The sequence below is a fragment of the Bacillus sp. EB106-02-03-XG38 genome (assembly GCF_058792175.1).
Genome location: NZ_JBYTED010000006.1, coordinates 143,785 through 168,016, shown reverse-complemented (window position 1 = coordinate 168,016; position 24,232 = coordinate 143,785). Strand labels below are relative to the sequence as shown.

At 37.7% G+C, this 24,232-nt stretch carries 25 protein-coding genes; all 25 read right to left on the bottom strand.

Translation table 11 applies throughout. The annotated features are described in order from the left end of the window. Positions 1-17: 17 nt before the first annotated feature. Positions 18-560 (bottom strand): ATP-dependent protease proteolytic subunit HslV, encoded by a 543-nt coding sequence (hslV, locus tag AC3WTI_RS23655; protein WP_000526271.1) that lies wholly within the window; start codon positions 558-560, stop codon positions 18-20. Between the two features lie 42 nt (positions 561-602). Beyond that, positions 603-1,502 (bottom strand): tyrosine recombinase XerC, encoded by a 900-nt coding sequence (xerC, locus tag AC3WTI_RS23650; protein WP_029439591.1) that lies wholly within the window; start codon positions 1,500-1,502, stop codon positions 603-605. 65 nt (positions 1,503-1,567) lie between these two features. Further along, positions 1,568-2,872: an FADH(2)-oxidizing methylenetetrahydrofolate--tRNA-(uracil(54)-C(5))-methyltransferase TrmFO gene (gene trmFO, locus AC3WTI_RS23645; RefSeq protein ID WP_071716250.1), complete on the bottom strand. Its 1,305-nt coding sequence runs from the start codon at positions 2,870-2,872 to the stop codon at positions 1,568-1,570. A gap of 50 nt (positions 2,873-2,922) precedes the next feature. Further along, entirely contained in the window at positions 2,923-5,001 is a 2,079-nt protein-coding gene (gene topA / locus AC3WTI_RS23640) for a type I DNA topoisomerase (RefSeq protein ID WP_097840530.1), read from the bottom strand. Positions 5,002-5,145: 144 nt separating this feature from the next. Next, on the bottom strand, positions 5,146-6,015 hold the full coding sequence (dprA, locus tag AC3WTI_RS23635) for a DNA-processing protein DprA (RefSeq protein ID WP_087958610.1): 870 nt from the start codon (positions 6,013-6,015) through the stop codon (positions 5,146-5,148). A gap of 87 nt (positions 6,016-6,102) precedes the next feature. Continuing rightward, a complete protein-coding gene (gene sucD / locus AC3WTI_RS23630; RefSeq protein WP_000115178.1) occupies positions 6,103-7,005 on the bottom strand; it encodes a succinate--CoA ligase subunit alpha in 903 nt (300 codons plus the stop codon). Positions 7,006-7,024: 19 nt separating this feature from the next. Beyond that, a complete protein-coding gene (gene sucC, locus AC3WTI_RS23625; RefSeq protein ID WP_001020785.1) occupies positions 7,025-8,185 on the bottom strand; it encodes an ADP-forming succinate--CoA ligase subunit beta in 1,161 nt (386 codons plus the stop codon). Between the two features lie 194 nt (positions 8,186-8,379). Next, entirely contained in the window at positions 8,380-9,153 is a 774-nt protein-coding gene (rnhB, locus tag AC3WTI_RS23620; RefSeq protein WP_087958609.1) for a ribonuclease HII, read from the bottom strand. A 52-nt stretch (positions 9,154-9,205) separates the two neighbouring features. After that, positions 9,206-10,096, bottom strand: a complete 891-nt coding sequence (gene ylqF, locus AC3WTI_RS23615; protein ID WP_016086602.1) for a ribosome biogenesis GTPase YlqF — start codon at positions 10,094-10,096, stop codon at positions 9,206-9,208. 20 nt (positions 10,097-10,116) lie between these two features. After that, entirely contained in the window at positions 10,117-10,668 is a 552-nt protein-coding gene (gene lepB, locus AC3WTI_RS23610; protein ID WP_048530509.1) for a signal peptidase I, read from the bottom strand. 103 nt (positions 10,669-10,771) lie between these two features. Next, positions 10,772-11,116 (bottom strand): 50S ribosomal protein L19, encoded by a 345-nt coding sequence (rplS, locus tag AC3WTI_RS23605; RefSeq protein ID WP_001186516.1) that lies wholly within the window; start codon positions 11,114-11,116, stop codon positions 10,772-10,774. 146 nt (positions 11,117-11,262) lie between these two features. Next, positions 11,263-11,997, bottom strand: coding sequence for a tRNA (guanosine(37)-N1)-methyltransferase TrmD (gene trmD, locus AC3WTI_RS23600; protein ID WP_087958607.1), 735 nt, complete (start codon positions 11,995-11,997; stop codon positions 11,263-11,265). Continuing rightward, positions 11,997-12,512 carry a ribosome maturation factor RimM gene (gene rimM, locus AC3WTI_RS23595; RefSeq protein WP_087958606.1) on the bottom strand — a complete coding sequence of 172 codons (516 nt, stop codon included), beginning with the start codon at positions 12,510-12,512 and terminating at the stop codon, positions 11,997-11,999. The genes trmD and rimM overlap by 1 nt, the downstream gene beginning before the upstream one ends. A 120-nt stretch (positions 12,513-12,632) precedes the next feature. Next, entirely contained in the window at positions 12,633-12,860 is a 228-nt protein-coding gene (locus tag AC3WTI_RS23590) for a KH domain-containing protein (RefSeq protein ID WP_087958605.1), read from the bottom strand. Positions 12,861-12,874: 14 nt separating this feature from the next. Next, positions 12,875-13,147 (bottom strand): 30S ribosomal protein S16, encoded by a 273-nt coding sequence (gene rpsP, locus AC3WTI_RS23585; protein WP_000268750.1) that lies wholly within the window; start codon positions 13,145-13,147, stop codon positions 12,875-12,877. Positions 13,148-13,247: 100 nt separating this feature from the next. After that, positions 13,248-14,597 (bottom strand): signal recognition particle protein, encoded by a 1,350-nt coding sequence (gene ffh, locus AC3WTI_RS23580; RefSeq protein ID WP_087958604.1) that lies wholly within the window; start codon positions 14,595-14,597, stop codon positions 13,248-13,250. 12 nt (positions 14,598-14,609) lie between these two features. Further along, positions 14,610-14,942: a putative DNA-binding protein gene (locus AC3WTI_RS23575; protein WP_000891064.1), complete on the bottom strand. Its 333-nt coding sequence runs from the start codon at positions 14,940-14,942 to the stop codon at positions 14,610-14,612. 133 nt (positions 14,943-15,075) lie between these two features. Continuing rightward, positions 15,076-16,065 carry a signal recognition particle-docking protein FtsY gene (ftsY, locus tag AC3WTI_RS23570; protein ID WP_087958603.1) on the bottom strand — a complete coding sequence of 330 codons (990 nt, stop codon included), beginning with the start codon at positions 16,063-16,065 and terminating at the stop codon, positions 15,076-15,078. A gap of 15 nt (positions 16,066-16,080) precedes the next feature. After that, positions 16,081-19,650 carry a chromosome segregation protein SMC gene (smc, locus tag AC3WTI_RS23565; protein WP_097840531.1) on the bottom strand — a complete coding sequence of 1,190 codons (3,570 nt, stop codon included), beginning with the start codon at positions 19,648-19,650 and terminating at the stop codon, positions 16,081-16,083. 147 nt (positions 19,651-19,797) lie between these two features. Then, positions 19,798-20,535: a ribonuclease III gene (gene rncS, locus AC3WTI_RS23560; protein WP_001146867.1), complete on the bottom strand. Its 738-nt coding sequence runs from the start codon at positions 20,533-20,535 to the stop codon at positions 19,798-19,800. A gap of 58 nt (positions 20,536-20,593) precedes the next feature. Further along, positions 20,594-20,827 (bottom strand): acyl carrier protein, encoded by a 234-nt coding sequence (gene acpP, locus AC3WTI_RS23555; RefSeq protein WP_000786062.1) that lies wholly within the window; start codon positions 20,825-20,827, stop codon positions 20,594-20,596. A gap of 69 nt (positions 20,828-20,896) precedes the next feature. Then, positions 20,897-21,637 (bottom strand): 3-oxoacyl-[acyl-carrier-protein] reductase, encoded by a 741-nt coding sequence (gene fabG, locus AC3WTI_RS23550; RefSeq protein WP_087958601.1) that lies wholly within the window; start codon positions 21,635-21,637, stop codon positions 20,897-20,899. Further along, positions 21,637-22,581, bottom strand: coding sequence for an ACP S-malonyltransferase (gene fabD, locus AC3WTI_RS23545; protein WP_087958600.1), 945 nt, complete (start codon positions 22,579-22,581; stop codon positions 21,637-21,639). Before fabD ends, fabG begins: the two co-directional genes overlap by 1 nt. A 14-nt stretch (positions 22,582-22,595) precedes the next feature. After that, positions 22,596-23,588 (bottom strand): phosphate acyltransferase PlsX, encoded by a 993-nt coding sequence (gene plsX / locus AC3WTI_RS23540; RefSeq protein WP_000684108.1) that lies wholly within the window; start codon positions 23,586-23,588, stop codon positions 22,596-22,598. Continuing rightward, on the bottom strand, positions 23,585-24,178 hold the full coding sequence (gene fapR / locus AC3WTI_RS23535) for a transcription factor FapR (protein ID WP_097840532.1): 594 nt from the start codon (positions 24,176-24,178) through the stop codon (positions 23,585-23,587). The genes plsX and fapR overlap by 4 nt, the downstream gene beginning before the upstream one ends. Between the last annotated feature and the right edge of the window lie 54 nt (positions 24,179-24,232).

Genomic DNA, 24,232 nt, shown 5'->3' with positions numbered 1-24,232 from the left:
ATGCCTCCCTTACGATTCTACAATTCTTCCACAATTATATTGTGGTTTGTATAAACACAAATATCGCCAGCAATGTCTAAACTCGCTTTCGCAATTTGCTTCGCTGTTAAATGTTCACTTGCATATTGCTTTAAAGCACGACCTGCAGAAAGCGCATAATTTCCACCAGATCCAATTGCTAAAATACCATCATCCGGTTCAATCACTTCTCCTGTACCTGAAACAAGGAGCATCGTTGTTTTATCCATGACAATGAGCATCGCTTCTAGCTGACGTAACATTTTGTCGCCACGCCATTGTTTTGCCATCTCAACTGCAGCACGCTGTAAGTTCCCATTGTACTCTTCTAACTTCCCTTCAAACATTTCAAAAAGAGTAAATGCGTCAGCAACCGAACCCGCAAAACCAGCTAAAACTTTCCCTTGGAAAAGTTTACGAACTTTACGAGCTGTATGTTTCATTACAACAGCATTTCCCATTGTCACTTGGCCATCTCCAGCCATTGCACATTCTCCATTATGATGAACTGCAAATATCGTTGTAGCGTGGAAATTTCCCATAGAAAAAACTCCTTTATATGTTTTTATAGCTTTAAAAGCAATTTATGCCCGTGGGTGATGCTTCATGTAGACAGAACGCAATCTTTCTTTAGAGACATGCGTATAAATTTGTGTCGTCGACAAATTCTCATGACCGAGTAACTCCTGTACAGTACGTAAATCTGCCCCTTCATCTAACATATGTGTAGCAAATGTATGCCTTAACATATGGGGACTTATCCGCATTGTCAGTGAAGCCTTCTTAATGAGTTCGTTTAATACATAGCGTACTCCTCGACTCGTTAGCGGCGTGCCTTTCGCATTTAAAAATACCATATGAGAGTGTTCTTCAGTTTTGTGAGCTAACTGTTTTCTCCCGTTCTCTATATAAGTAATTAAAGCATCTTGTGCGTAGCTTCCGAACGGAATATACCTTTGTTTTTTTCCTTTTCCCATAACTAAAATTGTTCCCACCGCGAAGTCAATATCGGTAAGTTGTAAATTGACACATTCACTCACACGGATCCCAGTCGCATACATCAACTCTAATAAAGCTTGATTCCTTTGACCTAGGGGTGTTTCTGTGTCAGAAACTTCAAATAATTCCTCTAATTCTTCAGCATATAAAAACTTTGGGATTGACAATTCTTTTTTGGGGAGTGACGCAAGTGCAAACGGATTATCTTTCCGATAACCTTCACGCATCAAAAAACGATATAAACTTCGTAAGCTTGATACTTTTCTTGCGACAGATTTACGGGCTAACTTTTCATCGTGCAACGTAGTTAAGTACAAACGAACATCCGCGTATGTAATATCTAAAAAAGAGGATATGCCTTCTCGCTCCATAAATTGCACAAAATGTTCTAAATCATTTTGATAACTTGCAATTGTATATTTTGAATAATTTCTTTCAATTTGTAAATATCCAACGAATAATTGTAACAATTTCTTCACATTCACACAATTCACCTCAATAAAGGCTACTAAATCGTATCACAACTTAGTAGCCTTTGCAAGAAATTTAACTAAATATTTACAAAATTTTGAATTGTTTCTAAAGCGCGTGTTGCATAGGCTTCATTACGTTCTGCTTTTTTCTTAATTTTCTTCTCTAGTGGTGCAAACAATCCGAAGTTTGCATTCATTGGTTGGAAGTTTTTCGCGTTTGTCGCAGTAATATAATTTGCCATACTTCCCATTGCAGTTACAGGCGGTAATACAACCGGCTCTTCGCCTTTTACAAGTCGAGCAGCGTTAATACCTGCTAGCAATCCTGAAGCCGCCGATTCAACATATCCCTCAACTCCAGTCATTTGACCAGCGAAGAATAAATCATCACGTTGTTTATATTGGTATGTTGGACGAAGTAAGTTAGGTGAATTAATAAACGTATTACGATGCATTACACCATAACGTACAATCTCTGCGTTTTCCAGTCCTGGAATCAACTGTAACACTTCTTTTTGTGGTCCCCATTTTAAATGCGTTTGGAAACCTACGATATTGTATAACGTTCCCGCTGCATCGTCTTGACGTAACTGAACAACAGCATATGGTGTTTTCCCAGTTTTCGGATCTTCTAACCCAACAGGCTTCATTGGTCCAAATACTAGTGTCTGTCTTCCTCTACTTGCCATAACCTCTACCGGCATACAACCTTCAAAGAAAATCTCTTTTTCAAATTCTTTTAAAGGTACTGTTTCAGCAGCGATTAAAGCCTCATAAAAACGGTCAAATTCCTCTTCCGTCATTGGGCAGTTTAAATATGCCGCTTCACCTTTATCGTAACGAGACTTTAAATACACTTTATTCATATCAATGCTGTCTTTCTCAACAATTGGTGCTGCAGCATCATAGAAATAAAAATAGTCTTCACCTGTTAATTCTTTTAATTGCGCCGAAAGATCAGGAGACGTAAGTGGGCCTGTCGCGATAACAGTAGGACCTTCTGGAATTTCAGTGATTTCTTCATTCATCACAGTTACGTTCGGATGGTTCTTCACATATTCCGTTACTTTTGCCGCAAATTCATGACGATCTACAGCTAAAGCTCCTCCAGCTGGTACAGAGCACTCATCAGCTGCACGAATAATAACAGAATCCATTAAGCGCATTTCTTCTTTAATAACACCTACAGCATTTGTTAATGTGTTTGCACGAAGCGAGTTACTACATACTAGCTCTGCAAATTTATCTGTGTGATGAGCTGGTGTTTGTCTTACCGGTCTCATTTCATATAATCTTACTTGGACACCACGTTTTGCAATTTGGTAAGCTGCTTCACTTCCTGCAAGACCTGCGCCAATGACGTTTACTACTTGTGTTGTCATATATTTATCACCTTTCCTTTTCTTCCCGAAAAAAATGTGAGCAGTTACGCTCACATTTGTTGTTCTTCTTCATAATCACACGAAATACATTGTACTTGCACGCCTTTTTTCAACTTCTTCTCTACTAGCATACCTTCGCACTTTGGACATTTGCGGCCAATCGGCTTATCCCAAGATACAAAGTCACACTCTGGATACGTACCGCAACCATAGAAAAGACGTTTCTTTTTATTACTACGACGTTCGATAATTTGACCTTTATCACATTTCGGACAAGTAACACCGATTTCTTTCACAATCGGTTTTGTATTACGACAATCTGGGAAATTCGAACAAGCCATAAATTTCCCGTATTTACCCATTTTAAAGACCATTGGGTGCTCACATAATTCACAGTCTTCCCCAGCTGGTTCATCTTTAATTTCCACTTCACGCATTTCTTTTTCCGCTTTTTCTAAACGCGGTTCAAAGCCTACGTAGAAATCATCAACAATTTTTACCCAATTCGCATTTCCTTCTTCTACTTCATCGAGGCTTTGCTCCATGTTAGCAGTAAATTCAATGTTAATAATTTCTGGGAAAAACTCTAAAATAAGTTCAATTACTATTTCACCAAGTTCAGTTGGAACAAAGCGTTTATTATCCAAACCTACGTATCCACGTTTTTGAATCGTTTCAAGTGTCGGTACGTAAGTCGATGGTCTTCCAATTCCAAGCTCTTCAAGTGTTCTTACTAAACGAGCCTCTGTATAGCGCGGCGGCGGTTGTGTAAAGTGTTGCTTCGGTTCTAAATCCTTCGAAAATACTGTTTCCCCTACCTCTAAAGGTGGTAACATCTTATCTTTTTCTTCAGCACCGTCATCTTTCGACTCTACATACACTTTCATAAATCCTGGGAACTTTACAACTGATCCACTTGCACGGAACTGAACATTGTTATTAATGAGTCTCGCTGTCACAGTATCCATTATAGCAGACGCCATTTGACTTGCAACAAATCGCTCCCAAATCAATTTATATAATCGAAGTTGATCACGACTTAAGAAACTCTTTAGTTCCTCTGGCTTTCTCATTACCGAAGTAGGACGAATTGCCTCATGCGCATCTTGCGCGTTCGATTTTTTCGTTTCTTTCTTCTTTTCTGTTCCTATGTATTCCGTACCAAACGCCTCTGTAATGAAAGTACGCGCCTCTGTTTGAGCTGTTTCTGATATACGTGTTGAATCAGTTCTCATATACGTAATAAGACCGACCGTTCCTTGTTTTCCAAGATCAATTCCTTCATACAATTGCTGCGCAAGCATCATCGTTTTCTTTGCTCGCATGTTTAACTTACGCGCTGCCTCTTGTTGCAAGGAAGATGTTGTAAACGGTAATGCAGGATTACGTTTTCGCTCTTTACGCGCTACATTTTCAACTGAGAATGCATTATCTTTCATCTGTTCAATTATTTCATTCACTTGCGTTTCATTCGTTAATTGAATTTTTTCACCATCTACACCGTAAAAGCTTGCTTCAAATGTGTCTTTCCCTTTCACAAATTCTGTCTTAATTGTCCAGAATTCTTCAGGCTCAAAACTTTGAATTTCTCTTTCACGTTCGATAATTAAACGAACTGCTACAGATTGTACGCGACCTGCACTTAATCCTTTTTTTACTTTCTTCCATAATAAAGGACTAATATTGTAACCAACAAGACGATCTAGTATACGTCTTGCTTGTTGTGCATCTACTAAATCCATATTAATTGCACGAGGATGTTTAAATGATTCTTTGATTGCATCTTTTGTAATCTCATTAAACACAACTCGACAATCTGATTCTACGTCCACATTTAACGTATTGGCTAAATGCCAAGCAATTGCTTCTCCTTCGCGATCTGGATCGGCCGCGAGATAGACTTTCTTTGCTTTTTTTGCCGCTGATTTTAAATCTTTTAAGACGGGACCTTTACCACGAATGGTAATATACTTCGGGGTGAAGTTATTCTTTACTTCTATCCCCATTTGGCTTTTAGGTAAATCGCGAACGTGTCCCATAGACGCGACAACTTTGTATTTTTTCCCTAAATATTTCTCAATGGTCTTCGCCTTAGAAGGCGACTCCACGATTACGAGGTAATCTGACATGCTAGTGCCTCCTTAAGAGGTGGATTCAAGTCTTCATTAATCTTATTGATTTCTCTTGTTTTTGTCAATCAAGAATGAATATACCATACAGTGCCTATCTACCATTTGTCAATAATTGTTTAATAAAAACATAAAAATATAAGGTTAATTTAAAATCTCTTCTAGTATATCTTCTGCATTTCTTACTAGTTTCGCTCCTTGTTGAATTAGATGATTTGTTCCTGATGCACTATCTATAAATATAGGTCCAGGAAGTGCAAATACCTCTCTATTTTGCTCTAAAGCAAGGTCCGCGGTAATCAGTGTTCCACTTCTCGATTTCGCTTCTACAACTAAAACACCTTTACTTATACCACTAATAATCCGATTCCTTTTTGGAAAATACCATTTTTTCGGTGCATAGTGCGGAGGATACTCTGTTAATAACAATATATATTCATTCCATGCTTCATATAAATATCGATTCTCTTTTGGATATATATACGATAATCCGTGTCCTAGTATCGCAATAGTCGGGCAATGCTGTCTTACTGTAATTTCATGAGACATCGTATCTATTCCTCTTGCAAAACCACTTACAATAAGCCATTCCTTTTCTAATAATGGGTGTAAAATAAATTGTAAACTTTCATGTCCATATAAAGTCGGTTCTCTCGTTCCCACAACCGCTAATTTATTAGATTTATTAAGAAAACCCTTCTCTCCTTTTCCATATATTACAAAAGGGGGATCTTGTATTTCACGTAATAATGGGGGATACTCCTCATCCCATATAGTCATGTAAAAGATTCGATTTTTCTCTAAATAAGATATATATTGCGGGAGATTTGAACTCTGAAGAAATTTTACTAATTCTGAAGATTTTTTCGAGGATATTCCGGTGTAGCATTCCATTTGTTTTGCATTAAAAGTGTATATTCCCTTCAATTCTGGATCGACATATAATAGCTTCTCAATCGCTTTCCAATGATCCGCTAATAAGTAGTGAAGATGCAATAATCGTTCTCTTTTCATTATAATTCTCCTTACCCATAATTTTTATTATGTAAACAAGAAGTGTGTAAAAAGACACCCTCAAACAAGAAGGTGCCTTTCAAAAGATTAGTAGTTTTTACAAGTCTCAAATAGACCTTTTTCTTTTAAGACAGAGATTAGTGTTTCACCCATAACTGCTGGAGTTTCCGCTACTTTAATACCACAAGCTTCCATCGTTTTAATCTTTTCTGCAGCAGTTCCTTTACCGCCAGAAATGATTGCACCAGCATGGCCCATACGCTTACCAGCAGGCGCTGTTTGGCCGCCAATGAAGCCTACAACAGGTTTTGTCATATTAGCTTTCACCCATTCAGCTGCCTCTTCTTCCGCTGTACCACCGATTTCACCAATCATAATTACAGCATGTGTTTCTTCATCTTCATTAAATGCTTTTAACGCATCAATAAAGTCTGTACCGTTAACAGGGTCCCCGCCGATACCTACAGCCGTAGATTGACCAATACCTTCTTGTGTTAACTGGTGTACAGCCTCATACGTTAATGTACCAGAGCGAGATACGATACCTACATGACCTTTTTTATGAATGTATCCTGGCATAATACCGATTTTACATTCATCAGGTGTGATAACACCTGGGCAGTTTGGTCCAAGTAAACGTGTATGTTTACCAGCCATATATCTCTTTACGTTTACCATATCTAATACAGGAATCCCTTCAGTAATACATACTACTAAATCAATTTCTGCATCAACTGCTTCCATAATTGCATCAGCCGCAAAAGCGGGTGGAACGTATACAACTGAAGCGTTTGCGCCTGTTGCTTTCACTGCATCTTCTACAGTGTCAAATACTGGTACACCTTCAATATCAGTGCCACCTTTACCTGGCGTTACACCACCGACAATTTTCGTACCGTATTCAATCATTTGTTTTGTATGGAATAACCCTTGAGAACCTGTAATACCTTGAACAATAACTTTTGTATCTTTATTAACTAATACGCTCATTTTTCTCCCCCGCTTTCTATTAGCCCACTAGTGAAACAATTTTTTGTGCACCGTCTGCCATAGATTCTGCTGCAACAATATTTAAACCAGACTCATTTAAAATTTTCTTACCTAACTCTACGTTTGTACCTTCAAGACGTACAACTAAAGGTAATTCAAGACCTACTTGTTTCGTTGCTTCAATAACACCTTCTGCGATAACATCACACTTCATAATGCCACCAAAAATGTTAACGAAGATACCTTTTACATTTTTGTCAGAAAGGATAATTTTGAATGCTTCTGTAACTTTTTCAGCTGTTGCACCGCCACCAACATCTAAGAAGTTAGCTGGGTCACCATGGTAATGTTTAATAATATCCATTGTAGCCATTGCTAAACCTGCACCATTAACCATACAACCGATATTTCCATCTAAAGGAATGTAGTTTAAGTCATATTTAGAAGCTTCAATCTCTTTTGCATCTTCTTCATCAAGATCGCGAAGTTCTAAAATATCTTTATGGCGATATAACGCATTAGAATCAAAGTTTAATTTCGCATCTAATGCCATAACTTTACCGTCACCTGTTGTTACAAGTGGATTAATCTCTGCGATAGAGCAATCTTTTTCGATAAATGCACGGTATAAGCCCATCATAAACTTCACAGCTTGTCCTACAAGCTCTTTTGGAATATTGATGTTAAATGCGATTCGGCGCGCTTGGAAGCCTTGTAAGCCTACTGCTGGATCGATATATTCTTTAAAGATTTTTTCAGGTGTTTTTTCTGCTACTTCTTCAATTTCTGTTCCGCCTTCTTCAGACGCCATTAAAACAACTTGAGAAGTTGCACGGTCTAATACAAGACCTACATAATATTCTTTTTTAATATCGCAACCTTCTTCGATAAGTAAGCGTTTTACTTCCTTACCTTCAGGACCTGTTTGATGTGTCACAAGTGTAGTTCCTAAAATGCTCTCTGCATATGTACGAACTTCATCTAAATTTTTTGCAACTTTTACTCCGCCAGCTTTGCCGCGTCCACCAGCGTGAATTTGTGCTTTTACTACACATACATCCGTTCCTAATTCTTTTGCTGCTTCTACAGCTTCTTCTACTGTAAATGCAACCTTCCCATTCGGAACGCTAACCCCATAGCTTCTAAGGACTGCCTTACCTTGGTACTCATGGATATTCATGGTCCCATCCTCCCCTGTTTTCCTGTTTTACTCGAAAAGTTTTTTAATGTTTAAAAAACATTACATTGCCATTGTATAAGATGATTGGCACGCTGTCTACAATAAAGTGTCAGAAAACTGAAATCGCTTTATTCTTTTTTGAAAATAGTAATGTTCATATACCAAAATAAAAAAATAAGCTGCATATTCGCAGCTTATTCTTGAATCATATCTTTAATTGGCGCAAACGATTTTCGATGTTCTTCTAATATTCCATGCGCTTCAATCGCTTCTAAATGTTGTTTTGTGCCATATCCCATATGTTGTTCAAATCCATATGTAGGATACTTTTCTCCAAGCTCTTTCATCATACGATCTCTCGTTACTTTCGCAATAATGGATGCAGCTGAAATAGAAATGCTTTTCGCATCACCTTTAATGATAGATGTTTGCGGAATTGGTGTAGGGAGTTTCATCGCATCAATTAATAAATATTCTGGTGTACAAGATAAATTCGCAACAGCATCTAACATCGCTTGTTTCGTCGCTTGATAAATGTTTATCTCATCAATCACTTGCGGTGATACAATTCCAACTCCAATGGCAATTGCTTGTGCTTTAATCTCATCATAAAAACGCTCTCGCTTCGCCTCACTCAGCTTTTTCGAATCATTTAACCCTGGAATATAAAAATCTTCCGGAAGGACAACAGCTGCCGTCACAACAGGCCCAGCTAGCGGTCCACGACCTACTTCATCTATACCTGCGATATATGTGAGACCTTTTTCACGTAACGCATTTTCATACTTAGACATTTCTAAAAATTTTTCTTTTTCCTTTTGCGCTAACTCTTTTTGTTTATACCACTTCAAAATGAGCTTTTGCACCCCTTTTCGCTCATCTTTCATTAAACTTCGAAAACGGTCGTCCTCTTCACTTATAATTTCTTGCAGTAAATGTTCCGCTTCTTGAATAGTCACTTTTTGCATTCATGCCACTCCCTTTTATATACAAAAAAGAAAAGACGTACAAACGCACGTCTTATACTTCTTCTACTTTTTCTGCATCTTCTGTTTGCTCTGCAAACTCTTCTGGTGTTTCAAACGTCATTTTTCCAAGTTTTCCACCACGAAGCTCACGAAGTACAAGTTCAGATGTTTTATCATAATCAATCATTCCGCCGCCCATTAAACAGCCTCTATTTTTTCCAATTGCATCGAATAACTCCACAATATCTTCCGGAATCTCATTTAAATTATATCGCTCTTTCAAACGTTCTGGATAATGTTTCTCCATAAAACGTAGTGCGTAAACAGCAACATCTTGCAAATTTAAAATTGAATCTTTAATTGCGCCTGTTGTCGCTAATCGAAGACCCACTAATTGATCTTCAAATTTAGGCCATAAAATACCAGGTGTATCTAACAGTTCCATTTCTTTCCCAACTTTAATCCATTGTTGAGCTGTTGTCACACCAGGACGATCTCCTGTTTTAGCAATATTTTTCTTTGCTAATTTATTAATTAATGTAGATTTACCAACATTCGGTATACCTACGATTAATGCACGAATCGCTCTCGGTCTAATACCTTTTGCAACCATTTTATCAAATTTCTCTTTCACTAACACTTTACAAGCCGCCGCAATTTCCTTCATACCTTGTCCGGCTTGTGCGTTAATTGAAATTGCCATATGGCCTTTTTCTTTAAAATATGCGATCCATTGCTTTGTTAAACGATCATCTGCCATATCTGCTTTATTTAAAACAACAAGCCTCGGCTTATGTGTAATAATCTCATCAATCATAGGATTTCGAGAAGATAAAGGTAATCGAGCATCTACAAGCTCAATTACAACATCAATTAACTTTAATTTTTCTGTTACTTGGCGTCTAGCCTTTGCCATATGTCCCGGGAACCATTGAATTACCATGTTGCCACCTTCTTTTTCTTTTATTTCACAATACGAGCGTCTTTTAACGGCCAATATAGTATATTTGCTTTTCCGATTACTTGGTCCATTGAAATTGTACCAATCGAACGGCTATCTTTACTAAAACGACGATTATCACCTAAAACAAATAACTGACCTTCTGGAACAGTTTTCTTCCCTGTCATTTCTTCAAGAGTAAAATCATATGTAAGCGGCCCATCAGCAAGTTGCTTTTTCTGCTTGTCTAAATACGGCTCCTCATAAGCCTTTCCGTTTACATACAGTTTATCATTACGATACTCTATTTCATCGCCTGGAAGGCCGATAATACGCTTAATATAATCCTTATCTTCCGTTGCTCGGAATACAATAATATCAAATCGTTTCGGGTCTCCTATGTGATAACCAATTTTATTGACAATCATTCGATCGCGATCATGTAAAGTAGATGCCATCGATACTCCATCTACGAGAATTGGCGCAAAGAAAAACTGTCTAATAACACCTGCTAATACAACAGCAATCAAAATTGCCTTGATCCATTCCCAAAGTGAACTCTTTTCTTTCTTCATGCTTTTCTCCTCCACACGATTATGTAAGCTGCTCGTATTATATCAAAATTTTATATAGATTGGAAAAAGGGAGCTTGTGCATTTACAAGCTCCCATACATGTCTTATCGAATTTCTTTAATACGTGCTTTTTTACCGCGAAGGTTACGTAAGTAGTATAACTTAGCACGACGTACTTTACCACGGCGAAGTACTTCGATTTTCGCGATTCTTGGCGTGTGAACTGGGAATGTACGCTCAACACCTACACCGTAAGAAATCTTACGAACTGTGAATGTTTCACTGATTCCGCCACCACGACGTTTAATTACAACACCTTCGAAAAGCTGAATTCTTTCACGAGTTCCCTCAACTACTTTTACGTGTACACGTAAAGTGTCTCCAGGACGGAATGAAGGAAGGTCAGTTTTTAATTGGCCTTTTGTAATTTCTGCGATTAATTGTTGCATATTAAATTCTCTCCTTTAAACAGATGCTCTTATAAAGTCTTAATAAATTACAGCGGAACATCGTTAATACGGCCACTGATTTCAGCAGCACAAGTGTTATAATAGCATATTGCTAGGACTGTTGCAATAGAAAATATATCAAGCCCTTATTTGCCTTCTTTAATCTGTTCTAGCCATTTCTTTTCTTGCTTAGACAATTCTCGTTCTTCCAGTAAATCCGGTCTACGCGTGTACGTACGACGTAGTGATTCTTTATGGCGCCATTCATCAATATTTTTATGATTTCCTGACATTAATACATCCGGTACCTTCATTCCACGAAAATCAGCTGGACGTGTATAATGAGGGTGCTCTAATAAACCTGTACTAAACGAATCCTCGACTTGTGAAGCATGATTTCCTAGTACCCCTGGCAAGAGACGTACGACACTATCAGTGATAACCATAGAGGCTAACTCTCCACCCGTTAATACGTAGTCGCCGATAGAAATTTCATCTGTTACGAGATGTTCACGAATTCGTTCATCGTACCCTTCATAATGACCACATACAAAAATAACATGCTCTTCTTCAGCAAGCTCTTCTGCCTTCTTCTGCGTAAAACGCTCTCCTTGTGGACACATTAAGACAACTCTCGGTTTACGTTCTGTTTCCTTCGTTAACTCTTCCACTGCATCAAAGATAGGCTGAGGGGTTAGTACCATCCCAGCACCACCACCATACGGATAATCATCTACGCTATTATGCTTACTCGTTGTATAGTCGCGGAAATTAACAACACGAAGCTCTACCGCTTCTTTTTCTTGTGCTTTCTTTAAAATTGAAGATCCAAACACACCTGTAAACATATCTGGAAACAATGTTAAAATGTCAATCTTCATTATAGCAGCCCTTCCATTACATGAATGGTTACTAATTTATTCTCAATATTAACTTGAAGTACAACATCATCAATATAAGGAATTAACAGATCTTGACCTTTTGGACGTTTAATTACCCAAACATCATTGGCACCAGGAGATAAAATTTCTTTTATCGTTCCTAACGCTTCTCCTTCTTCCGTTACAACGCTGCATCCAATAATTTCATGGTAGTAGTATTCGCCTTCAGCTAGTTCGCCTAACTGCTCTTCTGGTACTTTTATTAAAGAACCTTTGAACTTCTCTACTTCATCTACATTGTTGTATCCTTCAAGTGTTAATAAATCAAATGTCTTATGTTTGCGATGAGATGTTACCTTTACCGGAAGATAATCTGTACCTTTCTCATTGCTTATGTATAACGTGTTTCCTACTTTATATCGCTCTTCTGGAAAATCAGTACGAGAAATAACACGAATTTCTCCTCTTACGCCATGAGTATTTACAATTTTCCCTACGTTAAACCATTTTGTCATAAATAGTATGTCACCCCTGGTTTCTATATAAATTAAGCATCTCCATTTCACATATGGAACATGCAACTTCTCTTTAAATGTTAAAAAAGGGAGAGGAATAACTCCTCGCCCTTTTTACGTTTATTGAATTTCCAGTGTTACTTTTTCATCATTATGATGTCCCACTGAATACAAGAGCATTCGAATTGCTTTCGCAACTTTCCCTTGCTTTCCAATGACTTTTCCAACATCCTCAGGATGTACAGTTAATCGATACTTGATCTCTCCGTTGTAAAGTTCCTGTGTAACATTTACATCTTCAGGATGATCGACAAGAGGCTTGACAATCGTCTCGACTAACTTCTTCATAGTCATTGCCTCAATTACTTACCTTGTTTAGATAAGTGGAATTTCTCCATGATACCTTGGTTAGAGAATAAGTTACGAACTGTATCAGATGGTTTAGCACCATTTCCTAACCATTTTAATGCTGCTTCTTCGTTGATCTTAACTTCAGCTGGTTGAGCAACCGGATTGTAAGTACCGATTTCCTCAATGAAACGTCCGTCACGAGGAGAACGAGAATCTGCAACAACTACACGATAGAAAGGAGTTTTTTTAGCTCCCATACGTTTTAAACGAATTTTAACTGCCATTTATAAAGCACCTCCGAATTTATTTCACACAGATAATTATATTAGCAAAAAGACTATTGCTTTGTAAAGTATTTTTTCTTAACAGAGCCATCTTTTTTCCTTACATGAATGGAAACTTCAATCCACCTAGTCCTTTTTTCTTACCTTTTTGCATTCCAGTCATCGTTTTCATCATCTTTTTCATATCATCAAATTGCTTGATTAAACGATTGATTTCTTGTACGGTTGTACCGCTACCTTTGGCAATGCGCTTTTTGCGACTAGCATTGATTATTTCCGGTTGTTCTCGCTCTAATTTAGTCATAGAACGAATAATTGCCTCAATATGCCCAATTTGTTTTTCATCAACTTGCGCATTTTTCAGCCCTTTAATTTTATTTGCACCAGGAAGCATTCCTAACAATTCATCAAGCGGTCCAAGTTGACGCACTTGTCCAAGTTGTTCTAGGAAATCGTCAAGCGTAAACGAAAGCGTACGCATTTTTTGCTCAAGTTCTTTTGCTTTCTCTTCATCAACTGTAGCTTGCGCTTTTTCAATTAATGTTAAGACGTCTCCCATCCCTAAAATACGGGATGCCATACGTTCTGGATGGAACGCTTCAAGTGCATCTAGTTTTTCACCCATACCAGCAAATTTAATTGGTGTATTTGTAACAGCTTTAATAGATAATGCCGCACCACCGCGCGTGTCACCATCTAATTTCGTTAATACAACCCCAGTTAAACCTAACTGTTCATGGAAACTTTGTGCAACATTTACCGCGTCTTGTCCCGTCATCGCATCGACAACAAGGAAAATTTCATCCGGTTTCGCAATTTCTTTCACTTTCGCTAATTCATCCATTAGTTCTTCATCAATATGCAGGCGACCTGCTGTATCGATTAAAACATAATCGTGATGATCTTCTTTTGCTTTTGCAATCGCTTGTTTCGCAATTTCAACAGGACTTACTTGATCTCCTAAAGAGAATACAGGCATGTCCAATTGCTTCCCTAATGTTTCAAGCTGTTTAATCGCTGCAGGACGGTAAATATCCGCTGCAACAAGCATTGGTTTACGATTATGCTTTTTACGAAGCAAATTCGCAAGCTTACCTGTCGTCGTTGTTTTACCTGCACCTTGCAGACCAACCATCATAATAACAGTCGGTGGCTTATTAGCAACAGCAATTTTGCTTTGCTCTCCGCCCATAAGTTCTGTAAGTTCTTCCTGTACAACTTTAATTACTTGTTGTCCAGGTGTCAAACTTTTCATTACATCTTGTCCGACAGCACGTTCAGACACACGCTTTACAAAATCTTTTACTACTTTAAAGTTAACGTCTGCTTCTAAAAGAGCTAGACGAACTTCTCTCATCATTTCTTTCACATCGGCTTCAGAAACTTTTCCTTTGCCGCGGATTTTTTGCATCGTCTGTTGAAGTCGGTCGGCTAATCCTTCAAATGCCATATTGCCGCCCTCCTAATCTAATTTTTCGATAGCTTCAACAACTTGTTTCATTTCTTTATTCACATGCTCTTCTTCGCTGATTAGCTGTTTTAGCTTTGCAACAAGTCGCTGTCGCTCTTGAAACTTTTGAAGTAATACTAATTTTTCTTCATATTCTTCAAGCATCGCTTCAGTCCGTTTAATGTTATCATACACGGCTTGGCGACTTACATCAAATTCTTCCGCAATTTCACCAAGAGATAAATCATCTAGATAATAAAGCGACATATAACTTCTTTGTTTTTGCGTTAACAACGATTGATAAAAATCAAATAAATAGTTCATTCTCGTTGTTTTTTCGAGCATGTTGGATCATCCTTTGTTAAGTGATTTCCCTTTACATGAATTAGTTTACATGGAGTACAAAAGAGTGTCAAGTTTTTTTCTTAACATCACATATTTTTATAGAAAAAGAAGCGGAAAATACCGCTTCTTTCACTTATACTTCTTCTGTTTCTACTAAGTTCGCAAATAAACCATACACATATTGTTCTGGATCGAACTGTTGCAGATCATCCATTTGCTCTCCTAATCCAACAAATTTCACTGGTACATCCATTTCGTTACGAATCGCTACTACAATACCACCTTTAGCAGTTCCATCTAACTTCGTTAAAACAATACCAGTAACATTCGTTGCTTCACGGAATGTTTTCGCTTGACTTAAACCGTTTTGTCCTGTTGTAGCATCAATAACAAGTAATACTTCATGAGGAGCCCCTGGTACTTCACGCTCAATTACACGCTTTACTTTCTCTAACTCTTTCATTAAGTTCACTTTATTTTGTAAACGTCCTGCTGTATCACATAGTAATACGTCTACGTTACGTGCTTTTGCAGCTTGTACAGCATCATACATAACTGCTGCTGGATCAGACCCTGATCCTTGTTTAATCACGTCTACACCAACGCGATCGCCCCATACTTCTAATTGTTCAATCGCTCCAGCACGGAACGTATCTCCTGCTGCTAATAAGACAGACTTACCTTCTGATTTAAACTTATGAGCCATCTTACCAATTGTCGTCGTTTTACCTACACCATTAACACCAACAAATAAAACAACTGTCAAGCCATCTTTTTGCATATTAATTTCATTAGTAAAATCGCTGTCGCCTTTATAAATTTCTATTAGTTTTTCTGAGATAACAGCTTGTACTTCTCTTGGATCTTGAATGTTACGGCGTTGCACTTCTTCTTTCAATTGATCGATTAATTCCATCACTGTTGAAACGCCAACATCCGCGCCGATTAAAATTTCTTCTAGTTCTTCGAAGAAATCTTCATCTACTTTACGGTAACGAAAGACTAAATCATTTACTTTATCCGCAAATGAATTTCTCGTTTTTTCTAATCCTTGTTTAAACTTCTCTGTTACCGTATCTGTTTGTTTTGAAATTTTTTCTTTTAGTTTTTTAAAAAAGCTCATACTGTCCCATCCTTCCTATTTGCTTGCAACTAGTTCTTCTCCATCATCTAAACGAACCGAGACAAGTTTAGATACCCCTGACTCTTGCATCGTTACGCCGTACAATACGTCAGACTCTTCCATTGTACCTTTTCTATGTGTAATTACAATAAACTGTGTCTCATCACTAAATTTCTTTAAATACTGGGCAAAACGGGCAACATTTGCCTCGTCAAGAGCAGCCTCTACCTCATCTAGTACACAGAATGGGACTGGGCGCACTTTTAAAATACCAAATAAAAGCGCAATTGCTGTTAAAGCACGCTCTCCCCCTGAAAGTAAACCTAAATTTTGCAGTTTCTTTCCTGGCGGTTGTGCTACGATATCAATACCCGTATTTAATAAGTCCTCTGGATTTGTCATGACTAAATCCGCTCTACCGCCTCCGAATAATTCAGAGAATACCGATTGAAACTCCATTCGAATTCCTTCAAACGTTGTAGAGAAGCGTTTTTTCATTTCTTCATCCATTTCAGTAATCAGTTGGTGCAATGTCGTTTTCGCTTCTTCTAGGTCTTCTTTTTGCTCTAGTAAGAACGTATGACGCTCTGCTACACGCTCATACTCTTCAATTGCGCCTAGATTTACTGTGCCTAGCTCTTCGATGGATAGTTTAATTAGTTTCACCTTTTTACGCGCATCCTCGGCAGGCATCACCATTGTATACTTCAGTTTTGCCGCTTCAAATGAAATTGTATATGTTTCACGTAAATGTTGTAATCTATTTTCTAACTCTACATCAAGTCGGTTAATTTTTACTTCTTGATCTTTCAACATTTCAAGAATATATTTATGTTTACCTGTCGTTTCTTTCAAATTACGCTCTAAATGTTCTACTCTCTCTTGTAACGATACACGTTGTTCTCGACGAGAGCGAATTAACTCTGAAGTTTGATTACGATCATATGCTTTCTTCTCAATCATATTCGTAATTTGCTCTTCACCACTTGAATTCGATGTCATTTCTTGTTTTAAGAATGCTAAATCCTCTTTTGTTTTGAGAAGCGTTGCATCCGTTTCTTCTTTTTCCTTCGTCAATCGTTCTACTTTTTCTTTTTGATTAGATAAGCGTTGTTGCTTTTCAGCTGCCAACACTTTTAACTCAGTCATTTCTTTTTGAACTTTTTCTTTTGAAGAATGCTGCTCGCTTTTTTGTTTTGTTAAAGCTGCAATTTTGCCATCTAATTCCGTAATCTCAGCTTGAAGAGTCGCTAAAATCTTTTCTAATTCTTCTTTACGCCCTTGCATTTTCACTTGATCTTGCAAGAACCCTTCAATCTCTAAATCATAAATAGATAAACGATCATTAATACGATGTTCTTCTAATTCCAAGCGGCTAATTTCTTCTCTTAATTTCTGTTCATCTACACGCTCTACCTCTACACTTTGTCTTAGTTCGCGTATTTGCACTTCTTTTTCTTGAATTTCTTGCTTTACTGCTTTAACAAAGTTTTCTAACTTCGTCGTTTTTTCTTCCATATCATTTAACTTATTCGTCCACTCTTCTAACTCACGTTGACGCCCTAATAAAGAAGATTTCGCCTGTTTTACTGCTCCACCTGTCATAGAACCGCCAGGGTTTACTACATCACCTTCGATTGTCACAATGCGATAACGGTATTGTAGTTGTTTCGCCAACTCATTTGCCCCGCGTAAATCTTTTGCAACAATAACAGTACCTAATAAATTCGAAACTACATTTTCATATTTATTGTTATATTGCACAAGTTCTGCTGCTACACCTACAAACGATGGATGTTGATTTACAATACGCAATTGCTCAAATGATAACGATCTACCTTTAATAACAGCTTGTGGTAAAAACGTTGCTCGTCCATGTTTATTTTGTTTTAAAAATGCAATTGCATTACGAGCATTCTCTTCTTTTTGTACGACAATATGTTGCATCGCTGCACCTAGAGCAATTTCCATTGCAACTTCATATTCTTTCGGTACCGTTAGCAGTTCTGCAACAGCACCCTCGATACCTTGCAACCTATTTTCTCTAGCTTTTAATACTTCACGTACCCCTTGATAGAAACCAGAGTAATCTTCTTGCATCTCTTCTAGCATTTCTTTTCGAGAACGTGCCTGTTGTACAAATTGATACGCTTGATACAGTTTTGTTTCGTTTTCACTATACTGCGTCTTGCATTTCCCAAGTGCTGCTTCTGTCTTTTGTATATGCGAAAGGATTCCAGCTACTTTTTCTTTCACTTGTTCATAACTTTCCACAAGTTTCGTCTTTTTCGCTGTAATTTCCATACGCATTTCTACATATTTCGCATTTTCTTCATCGAGGCGTTCATTTTTAGAGTTTTGTTGTTTAGATTGTTCTTCAATCATAGATAATTCATTACGATGACTAGCTTGTTGATTTAAAAGTTCAATATAGTCACCTTTTAAATTCTCAATTTGTTCCTCTAAATTGTCAGCAAACGTTGCAAGCAATTGCTCATTATCATGCAATTTCGTTTCCAACTCTTTTACTTGATTTACAAACTGCATCAACACTTCTGTACTTGATTCTATTTCACCATCATAACTTGTAGCTTTCGCTGTTAATTCAACAATTAACTGTTCGAGTTGCGCACAATGCGTCGTTGCATTTTGCTTTCTCTCTTTTAATAGTTCACGCTGCCCTTCTAACTTTTCTAGTTCTTTACTAGAAAGAAGAAGTACTTCTTGCAAGGAATCTACAGACTCATCTACTGCTTGCAATTGACCTCGTAATTCCTCTAGCTCTTCTTCATCTTTTTGTAAATGCGTTGACATTTTCGCTTCTTCGTCTTTATTATGCCCAAACTGATTTCGAAGCGCTTCCCATTTCTCATGTAATTCTTCAATTTCATGTACAATAAGCGCCGCTTCTACTTTCTCTAACTCTTCTTTCTTCTCCAGATAATCTTTCGCAATAGAAGCTTGTCTTTCTAAAGGCTCTACTTGACTACTTAATTCGTGAATTATATCTTGTACACGATTTAAGTTTTCTTGTGTGTCTGCTAATTTCCCTTCAGCTTTCTTTTTACGAAGTTTGTATTTCAGCACTCCTGCCGCTTCCTCAAATACACCACGACGTTCTTCCGATTTACTACTTAAAATCTCTTCAACTTTCCCCTGGCTAATAATCGAGAAAGCTTCTCTTCCCATACCAGAGTCCATAAATAAATCGATAATATCTTTCAATCTACATGATTGTTTATTAATATAAAAATCACTATCACCAGAACGAGATACACGACGCGTTACACACACCTCATTATATTCAATCGGCAAACGTTGATCTTCATTATTTAAAGTTATCGTTACTTCAGCAACATTAACTGCTCTCCTCGTATCACTACCTGCAAAAATAATATCTTCCATCTTTGCACCACGTAATGATTTTGCCGATTGTTCACCAAGTACCCAGCGAATGGCATCAGTAATATTACTTTTCCCGCTTCCATTAGGTCCTACTACAGACGTTACACCTGGGACGAAATCAACAGATACACGCTCAGCAAAAGACTTAAATCCTGCTATTTCTAATCTTTTTAAAAACACGAAAGGCCTTCCTCCTATTCTCCGTTGCCATAAATGTTGTTTATACAAAAACAAACTATTATACGGATTTCCTTTCCTTTCATTTACAAACGAAAGGAAAGTTTCATTCTATGCACAAGGAATCCCCCTCATTCAAAGGGGGATTCCTTATAGTTGTTCTTTTAACTTTTTCAACGCTTCTGCAGCAGCTTGTTGCTCTGCTTCTTTTTTCGACTTGCCACTACCAAGACCTAAAGCCACGTTATTTAACGTAACACGTGACACAAATTCTCGATTGTGAGCTGGTCCTTTTTCTTGCAAAATTTGATACTCAATATTGCCACTACCATCACGCTGAATCAACTCTTGTAATTGACTCTTATAATCCATCACATGAGAAAAAGCACCTTCATTAATTTTAGGGTATACAATTTCTTTTAAGAAGCCCCATACTGTTTCTAACCCTTGATCAAGATAAAGGGCACCAATAAACGCTTCAAAGACATCCGCTAATAAAGCTGGTCGTTCACGTCCACCTGTCATTTCCTCACCTTTCCCTAATAAAACAAGGCTACCAAATGACAACTCGTTTGCAAAACGAACAAGAGATGGTTCACATACAATAGCTGCTCGTAGTTTTGTTAACTCTCCTTCGCTCATTGTCGGATATTTTTGAAACAGATACTGCGACACAGTAAGTTCCAATACTGCATCTCCAAGAAATTCGAGACGCTCATTGTCTTCATGTGGTTTTTTTCGATGCTCATTCACATACGATGAATGCGTAAATGCTTGAATCAATAATTTTTCATCTGAAAACGTAATACCTATCTCTTCTTGAAATACTTTAAACGCTTCACGATATTTTGTTTCGTATTTTTTTTCTCTATGTTTTCGGTACGGCATAGGTCCCTCCAGATATAAGCCGAGAAGCCCCGCTAAAAAACGGGACTTCACTTAAGCATTATAGATGACTCTCTATGTAAGTCACAGCATCGCCAACAGTAGCAATCTTTTCAGCATCTTCATCAGAAATTTCCATTTCGAATTCATCTTCCAATTGCATTACAAGTTCTACTACATCTAGGGAGTCTGCACCTAAATCTTCTTTAAAGCTCGCAGCTGGTACTACTTCAGTTTCTTCTACACCTAAACGATCAACGATGATTTTTGTTACACGCTCTAAAACATCTGCCATTCCATTCACCTCCCCTCAAATATTATATTAAATATTAGCCAAAAAAACTAGTTGAAATCAATTCTTTTATTACATTACCATACCGCCATCAACATTTAACGTTTGACCTGTAATATATTTGCTTTGATCAGAAGCAAAAAACGTTACAGCATTCGCGATATCTTGCGCTTCACCAAACTGAGCTGCAGGAATTAATTTTAACATTTCAGCTTTTATATTTTCATCTAATACGTCTGTCATATCTGTCGCAATAAATCCAGGAGCAATTGCATTTACAGTAATATTACGGCTCGCTAACTCTTTTGCTGATGTTTTTGTTAATCCAATTACACCTGCTTTAGCAGCAACATAGTTTGCTTGTCCTGGATTACCCGTTACCCCAACAACAGAAGCGATATTAACAATACGTCCATGACGTTGACGCATCATATATCGAGATACTGCCTTCGTACATAAGAATACACCTTTTAAGTTTGTATTAATAACTGTATCCCATTCTTCTTCTTTCATACGCATTAATACATTATCTTTTGTTACACCTGCATTATTTACAAGAATATCAACTTGTCCAAATGTATCTACAGTTTGTTTCACCATATTTGTAACGTCTTCAGCATTTGCAACATCTGCTCTTACTGCAATTGCATCCGAACCTAATTTCTTGATTTCATCAACTACTTCATTTGCCTTTTGCTCATTACCTGCATAATTTACTACAACATTTGCCCCTTGTTTCGCTAAATCAATCGCAATCGCACGACCAATTCCACGTGAAGCACCCGTTACTAATGCTACTTTCCCTTTTAACATCAGTTTTCTCCTCTCAAATTTGAAATGGTATCTTTCAATGTTTCTTCATCGTATATCGCATATGCTTTCACTGATGAATCAATCGACTTCATAAGTCCAGCAAGTACTTTCCCAGGTCCAATCTCAATAAATGTATCTACCCCTTGATTCACCATATATTCAATAGATGGGTACCATAAGACAGGCGAATAGAGCTGCTCGATTAACTTTTCTTGAATATGTGCACCACTTGTAATAACGTCCGCTGTTACATTTGCAATAACCGGAATATTCGTATCTTGAATTGTAATTTCATTTAAGACACTTTGGAATTTCTCCGCCGCTGGCTTCATAAGCGAAGAATGGAACGGTCCACTTACCTTGAGCGGAACAGCTCTCTTTGCACCATTTTCTTTCGCTCTTTGAGAAGCAATCTCGACTCCTTGCTTTGTTCCAGAAATCACAATTTGCTTCGTACTATTCATATTAGCAATTTGTACTGCATATCCTTCACTTGTTACTTCTTCTGTAACTTGTTTCAGCATATGTGGATCAGCACCTAAAATAGCCGCCATTGCACCTTCTCCGCCAGGAACAGCTTCTTCCATATATTCCCCACGTTTCCTTACAGCATATACAGCATCTTCAAAAGTTATTGCACCCGCTGCCACAAGAGCGCTATATTCACCTAAACTATGTCCTGCGACAAAGTCTGGTGTAATATCATACTCTTTCAAAGCTGTCAAAATAGCAAAACTCGTTGTTAATAAGGCAGGCTGCGCATTTGTCGTTAACGTAAGCTTTTCCTGCGGTCCTTCAAAAATCACTTCCGAAAGTGAATCTTGCAACACCTCATCTGCTTTTGCAAATACATTTGCAACCTCTTTATTATTCTCTGCTAACTGTTTACCCATTCCAACTGCCTGTGAACCTTGGCCCGGAAAAAGAAATGCTAGTTTTCCCATTTCAAATCCTCCTCTTATTGGAGTGGCTCTTTCTCCATTACGCTTGAAATAGTAGGAATAACTTCTTTCGCTACCATTTCTCTCGTTTGACGAATCGCACTAAATATCGATTGATCATTGGAAGAACCGTGAGCCTTAATGACAGGAGCTTTCAATCCAAATAATGCCGCCCCTCCATACTCCGAATAATCCATTTTATCTTTTAATACCATAAGTTTTGGTTTTAATACCGCTGCTGCTAATTTGCTCGTAAACGAACTCATTAACTGCTCTTTTAACATAGAGAATAATGCAAGCGCTGTTCCTTCTAATGATTTCAGCGCTACATTGCCTGTAAAACCATCACATACAACAACATCTGCTACACCTTGTAATAAATCTCTTGATTCAACGTTCCCAACAAAATTAATCGGGGCATCCTTAAGCATTGCAAAGACTTGTTTTGAAAGTTCATTCCCTTTGCCGTCCTCTGTTCCAACGTTTAAAAGTCCAACACGAGGATTTTTAATTCCTCTTACTTTCTCTGCGTATACAGATCCCATTACTGCATATTGATATAAATGAATTGGTTTTGCATCAACGTTCGCTCCAACATCTAACATAACAAAACCTTCTCCATCAACAGTTGGCATTGTAGGGGATAAAGCTGGTCGCTCAATTCCTTCCATACGACCTACAACAAACAATCCAGCCGCCATTAAAGCTCCTGTACTACCAGCTGATATACAAGCATCCGCTACACCGTCTTTCACTTGCTGCGCCGCTAGTACCATTGAAGCTTGTTTTTTTCGACGAACCGCTCTTACTGGTTCATCTGTCGATTCGATTTTTTCATCTGTATGAAGTATTGTAATTCGCTCTTCACTCGTTAAGTATTGACGAATTTCCTCTTCTTTCCCTACTAACGTAATATGTAAATCAGAATATTCCTTAATAGCTTTCATTGCTCCTAGTACGACAGCCTTCGGAGCATGATCGCCGCCCATTGCATCTATTGCGATTTTCATAAGTTGTTACCTTCCTCACTATAATTACTAGATCGATACATTTCAAAAGTGCCTGTAAAAACAAGTTCTTCTCCAACAAAGCTTCGCACTTTGACAACCGTCCGTCCTTTATCATTCTCTACATCTTCAACGCGCGCTTTCGCAACGACACGCTCCCCTAATTTTACAGGACGAATGTATCGAATGGTAGACTTTGCAGTTAAAGCTAATTCTTCATCAATAACCGCAACAGCTAGTGAGTTTGCTTGTGCAAACAAATGATGCCCACGAGCAATTTGATTTCTTTTAAATACGTGTTCTACCTTCACTTCAAAGATAGAAATCGCATGTCTATCTAATTCTATATCGATAATTTCTCCGACAACCTCTTCTAACGGTAAAGATTTCACATCTTCTTCATGTTGCTTTGTAGCTACATGTTTAATTCTTTCTCTTAATTCAGGAATAGATAATTCCATACGATCAAGACGTACAGTTTGTATACTCACTTGAAATGTTTCTGCTAAATCTTCATCCGTAATAAAAGGATTCGTTTCTATAGTTTGTTGTAATAATTCTTGTCTTTCTTTTTTACTTCTTCTTTTTTTCATACCGCACCATCCATTTTTATGACTAGGTACTAACAGTAGTATATAATCATTAAA

Bases quoted from the DNA above. Each gene is read 5' to 3' on its own strand.
- hslV (WP_000526271.1), bottom strand. From the start codon at position 560: ATGGGAAATTTCCACGCTACAACGATATTTGCAGTTCATCATAATGGA.
- trmFO (WP_071716250.1), bottom strand. From the start codon at position 2,872: ATGACAACACAAGTAGTAAACGTCATTGGCGCAGGTCTTGCAGGAAGT.
- topA (WP_097840530.1), bottom strand. From the start codon at position 5,001: ATGTCAGATTACCTCGTAATCGTGGAGTCGCCTTCTAAGGCGAAGACC.
- dprA (WP_087958610.1), bottom strand. From the start codon at position 6,015: ATGAAAAGAGAACGATTATTGCATCTTCACTACTTATTAGCGGATCAT.
- sucD (WP_000115178.1), bottom strand. From the start codon at position 7,005: ATGAGCGTATTAGTTAATAAAGATACAAAAGTTATTGTTCAAGGTATT.
- sucC (WP_001020785.1), bottom strand. From the start codon at position 8,185: ATGAATATCCATGAGTACCAAGGTAAGGCAGTCCTTAGAAGCTATGGG.
- rnhB (WP_087958609.1), bottom strand. From the start codon at position 9,153: ATGCAAAAAGTGACTATTCAAGAAGCGGAACATTTACTGCAAGAAATT.
- ylqF (WP_016086602.1), bottom strand. From the start codon at position 10,096: ATGGTAATTCAATGGTTCCCGGGACATATGGCAAAGGCTAGACGCCAA.
- lepB (WP_048530509.1), bottom strand. From the start codon at position 10,668: ATGAAGAAAGAAAAGAGTTCACTTTGGGAATGGATCAAGGCAATTTTG.
- rplS (WP_001186516.1), bottom strand. From the start codon at position 11,116: ATGCAACAATTAATCGCAGAAATTACAAAAGGCCAATTAAAAACTGAC.
- trmD (WP_087958607.1), bottom strand. From the start codon at position 11,997: ATGAAGATTGACATTTTAACATTGTTTCCAGATATGTTTACAGGTGTG.
- rimM (WP_087958606.1), bottom strand. From the start codon at position 12,512: ATGACAAAATGGTTTAACGTAGGGAAAATTGTAAATACTCATGGCGTA.
- AC3WTI_RS23590 (WP_087958605.1), bottom strand. From the start codon at position 12,860: ATGAAGAAGTTAGTCGAGACGATTGTCAAGCCTCTTGTCGATCATCCT.
- rpsP (WP_000268750.1), bottom strand. From the start codon at position 13,147: ATGGCAGTTAAAATTCGTTTAAAACGTATGGGAGCTAAAAAAACTCCT.
- ffh (WP_087958604.1), bottom strand. From the start codon at position 14,597: ATGGCATTTGAAGGATTAGCCGACCGACTTCAACAGACGATGCAAAAA.
- AC3WTI_RS23575 (WP_000891064.1), bottom strand. From the start codon at position 14,942: ATGCTCGAAAAAACAACGAGAATGAACTATTTATTTGATTTTTATCAA.
- ftsY (WP_087958603.1), bottom strand. From the start codon at position 16,065: ATGAGCTTTTTTAAAAAACTAAAAGAAAAAATTTCAAAACAAACAGAT.
- rncS (WP_001146867.1), bottom strand. From the start codon at position 20,535: ATGCCGTACCGAAAACATAGAGAAAAAAAATACGAAACAAAATATCGT.
- acpP (WP_000786062.1), bottom strand. From the start codon at position 20,827: ATGGCAGATGTTTTAGAGCGTGTAACAAAAATCATCGTTGATCGTTTA.
- fabG (WP_087958601.1), bottom strand. From the start codon at position 21,637: ATGTTAAAAGGGAAAGTAGCATTAGTAACGGGTGCTTCACGTGGAATT.
- fabD (WP_087958600.1), bottom strand. From the start codon at position 22,581: ATGGGAAAACTAGCATTTCTTTTTCCGGGCCAAGGTTCACAGGCAGTT.
- plsX (WP_000684108.1), bottom strand. From the start codon at position 23,588: ATGAAAATCGCAATAGATGCAATGGGCGGCGATCATGCTCCGAAGGCT.
- fapR (WP_097840532.1), bottom strand. From the start codon at position 24,178: ATGAAAAAAAGAAGAAGTAAAAAAGAAAGACAAGAATTATTACAACAA.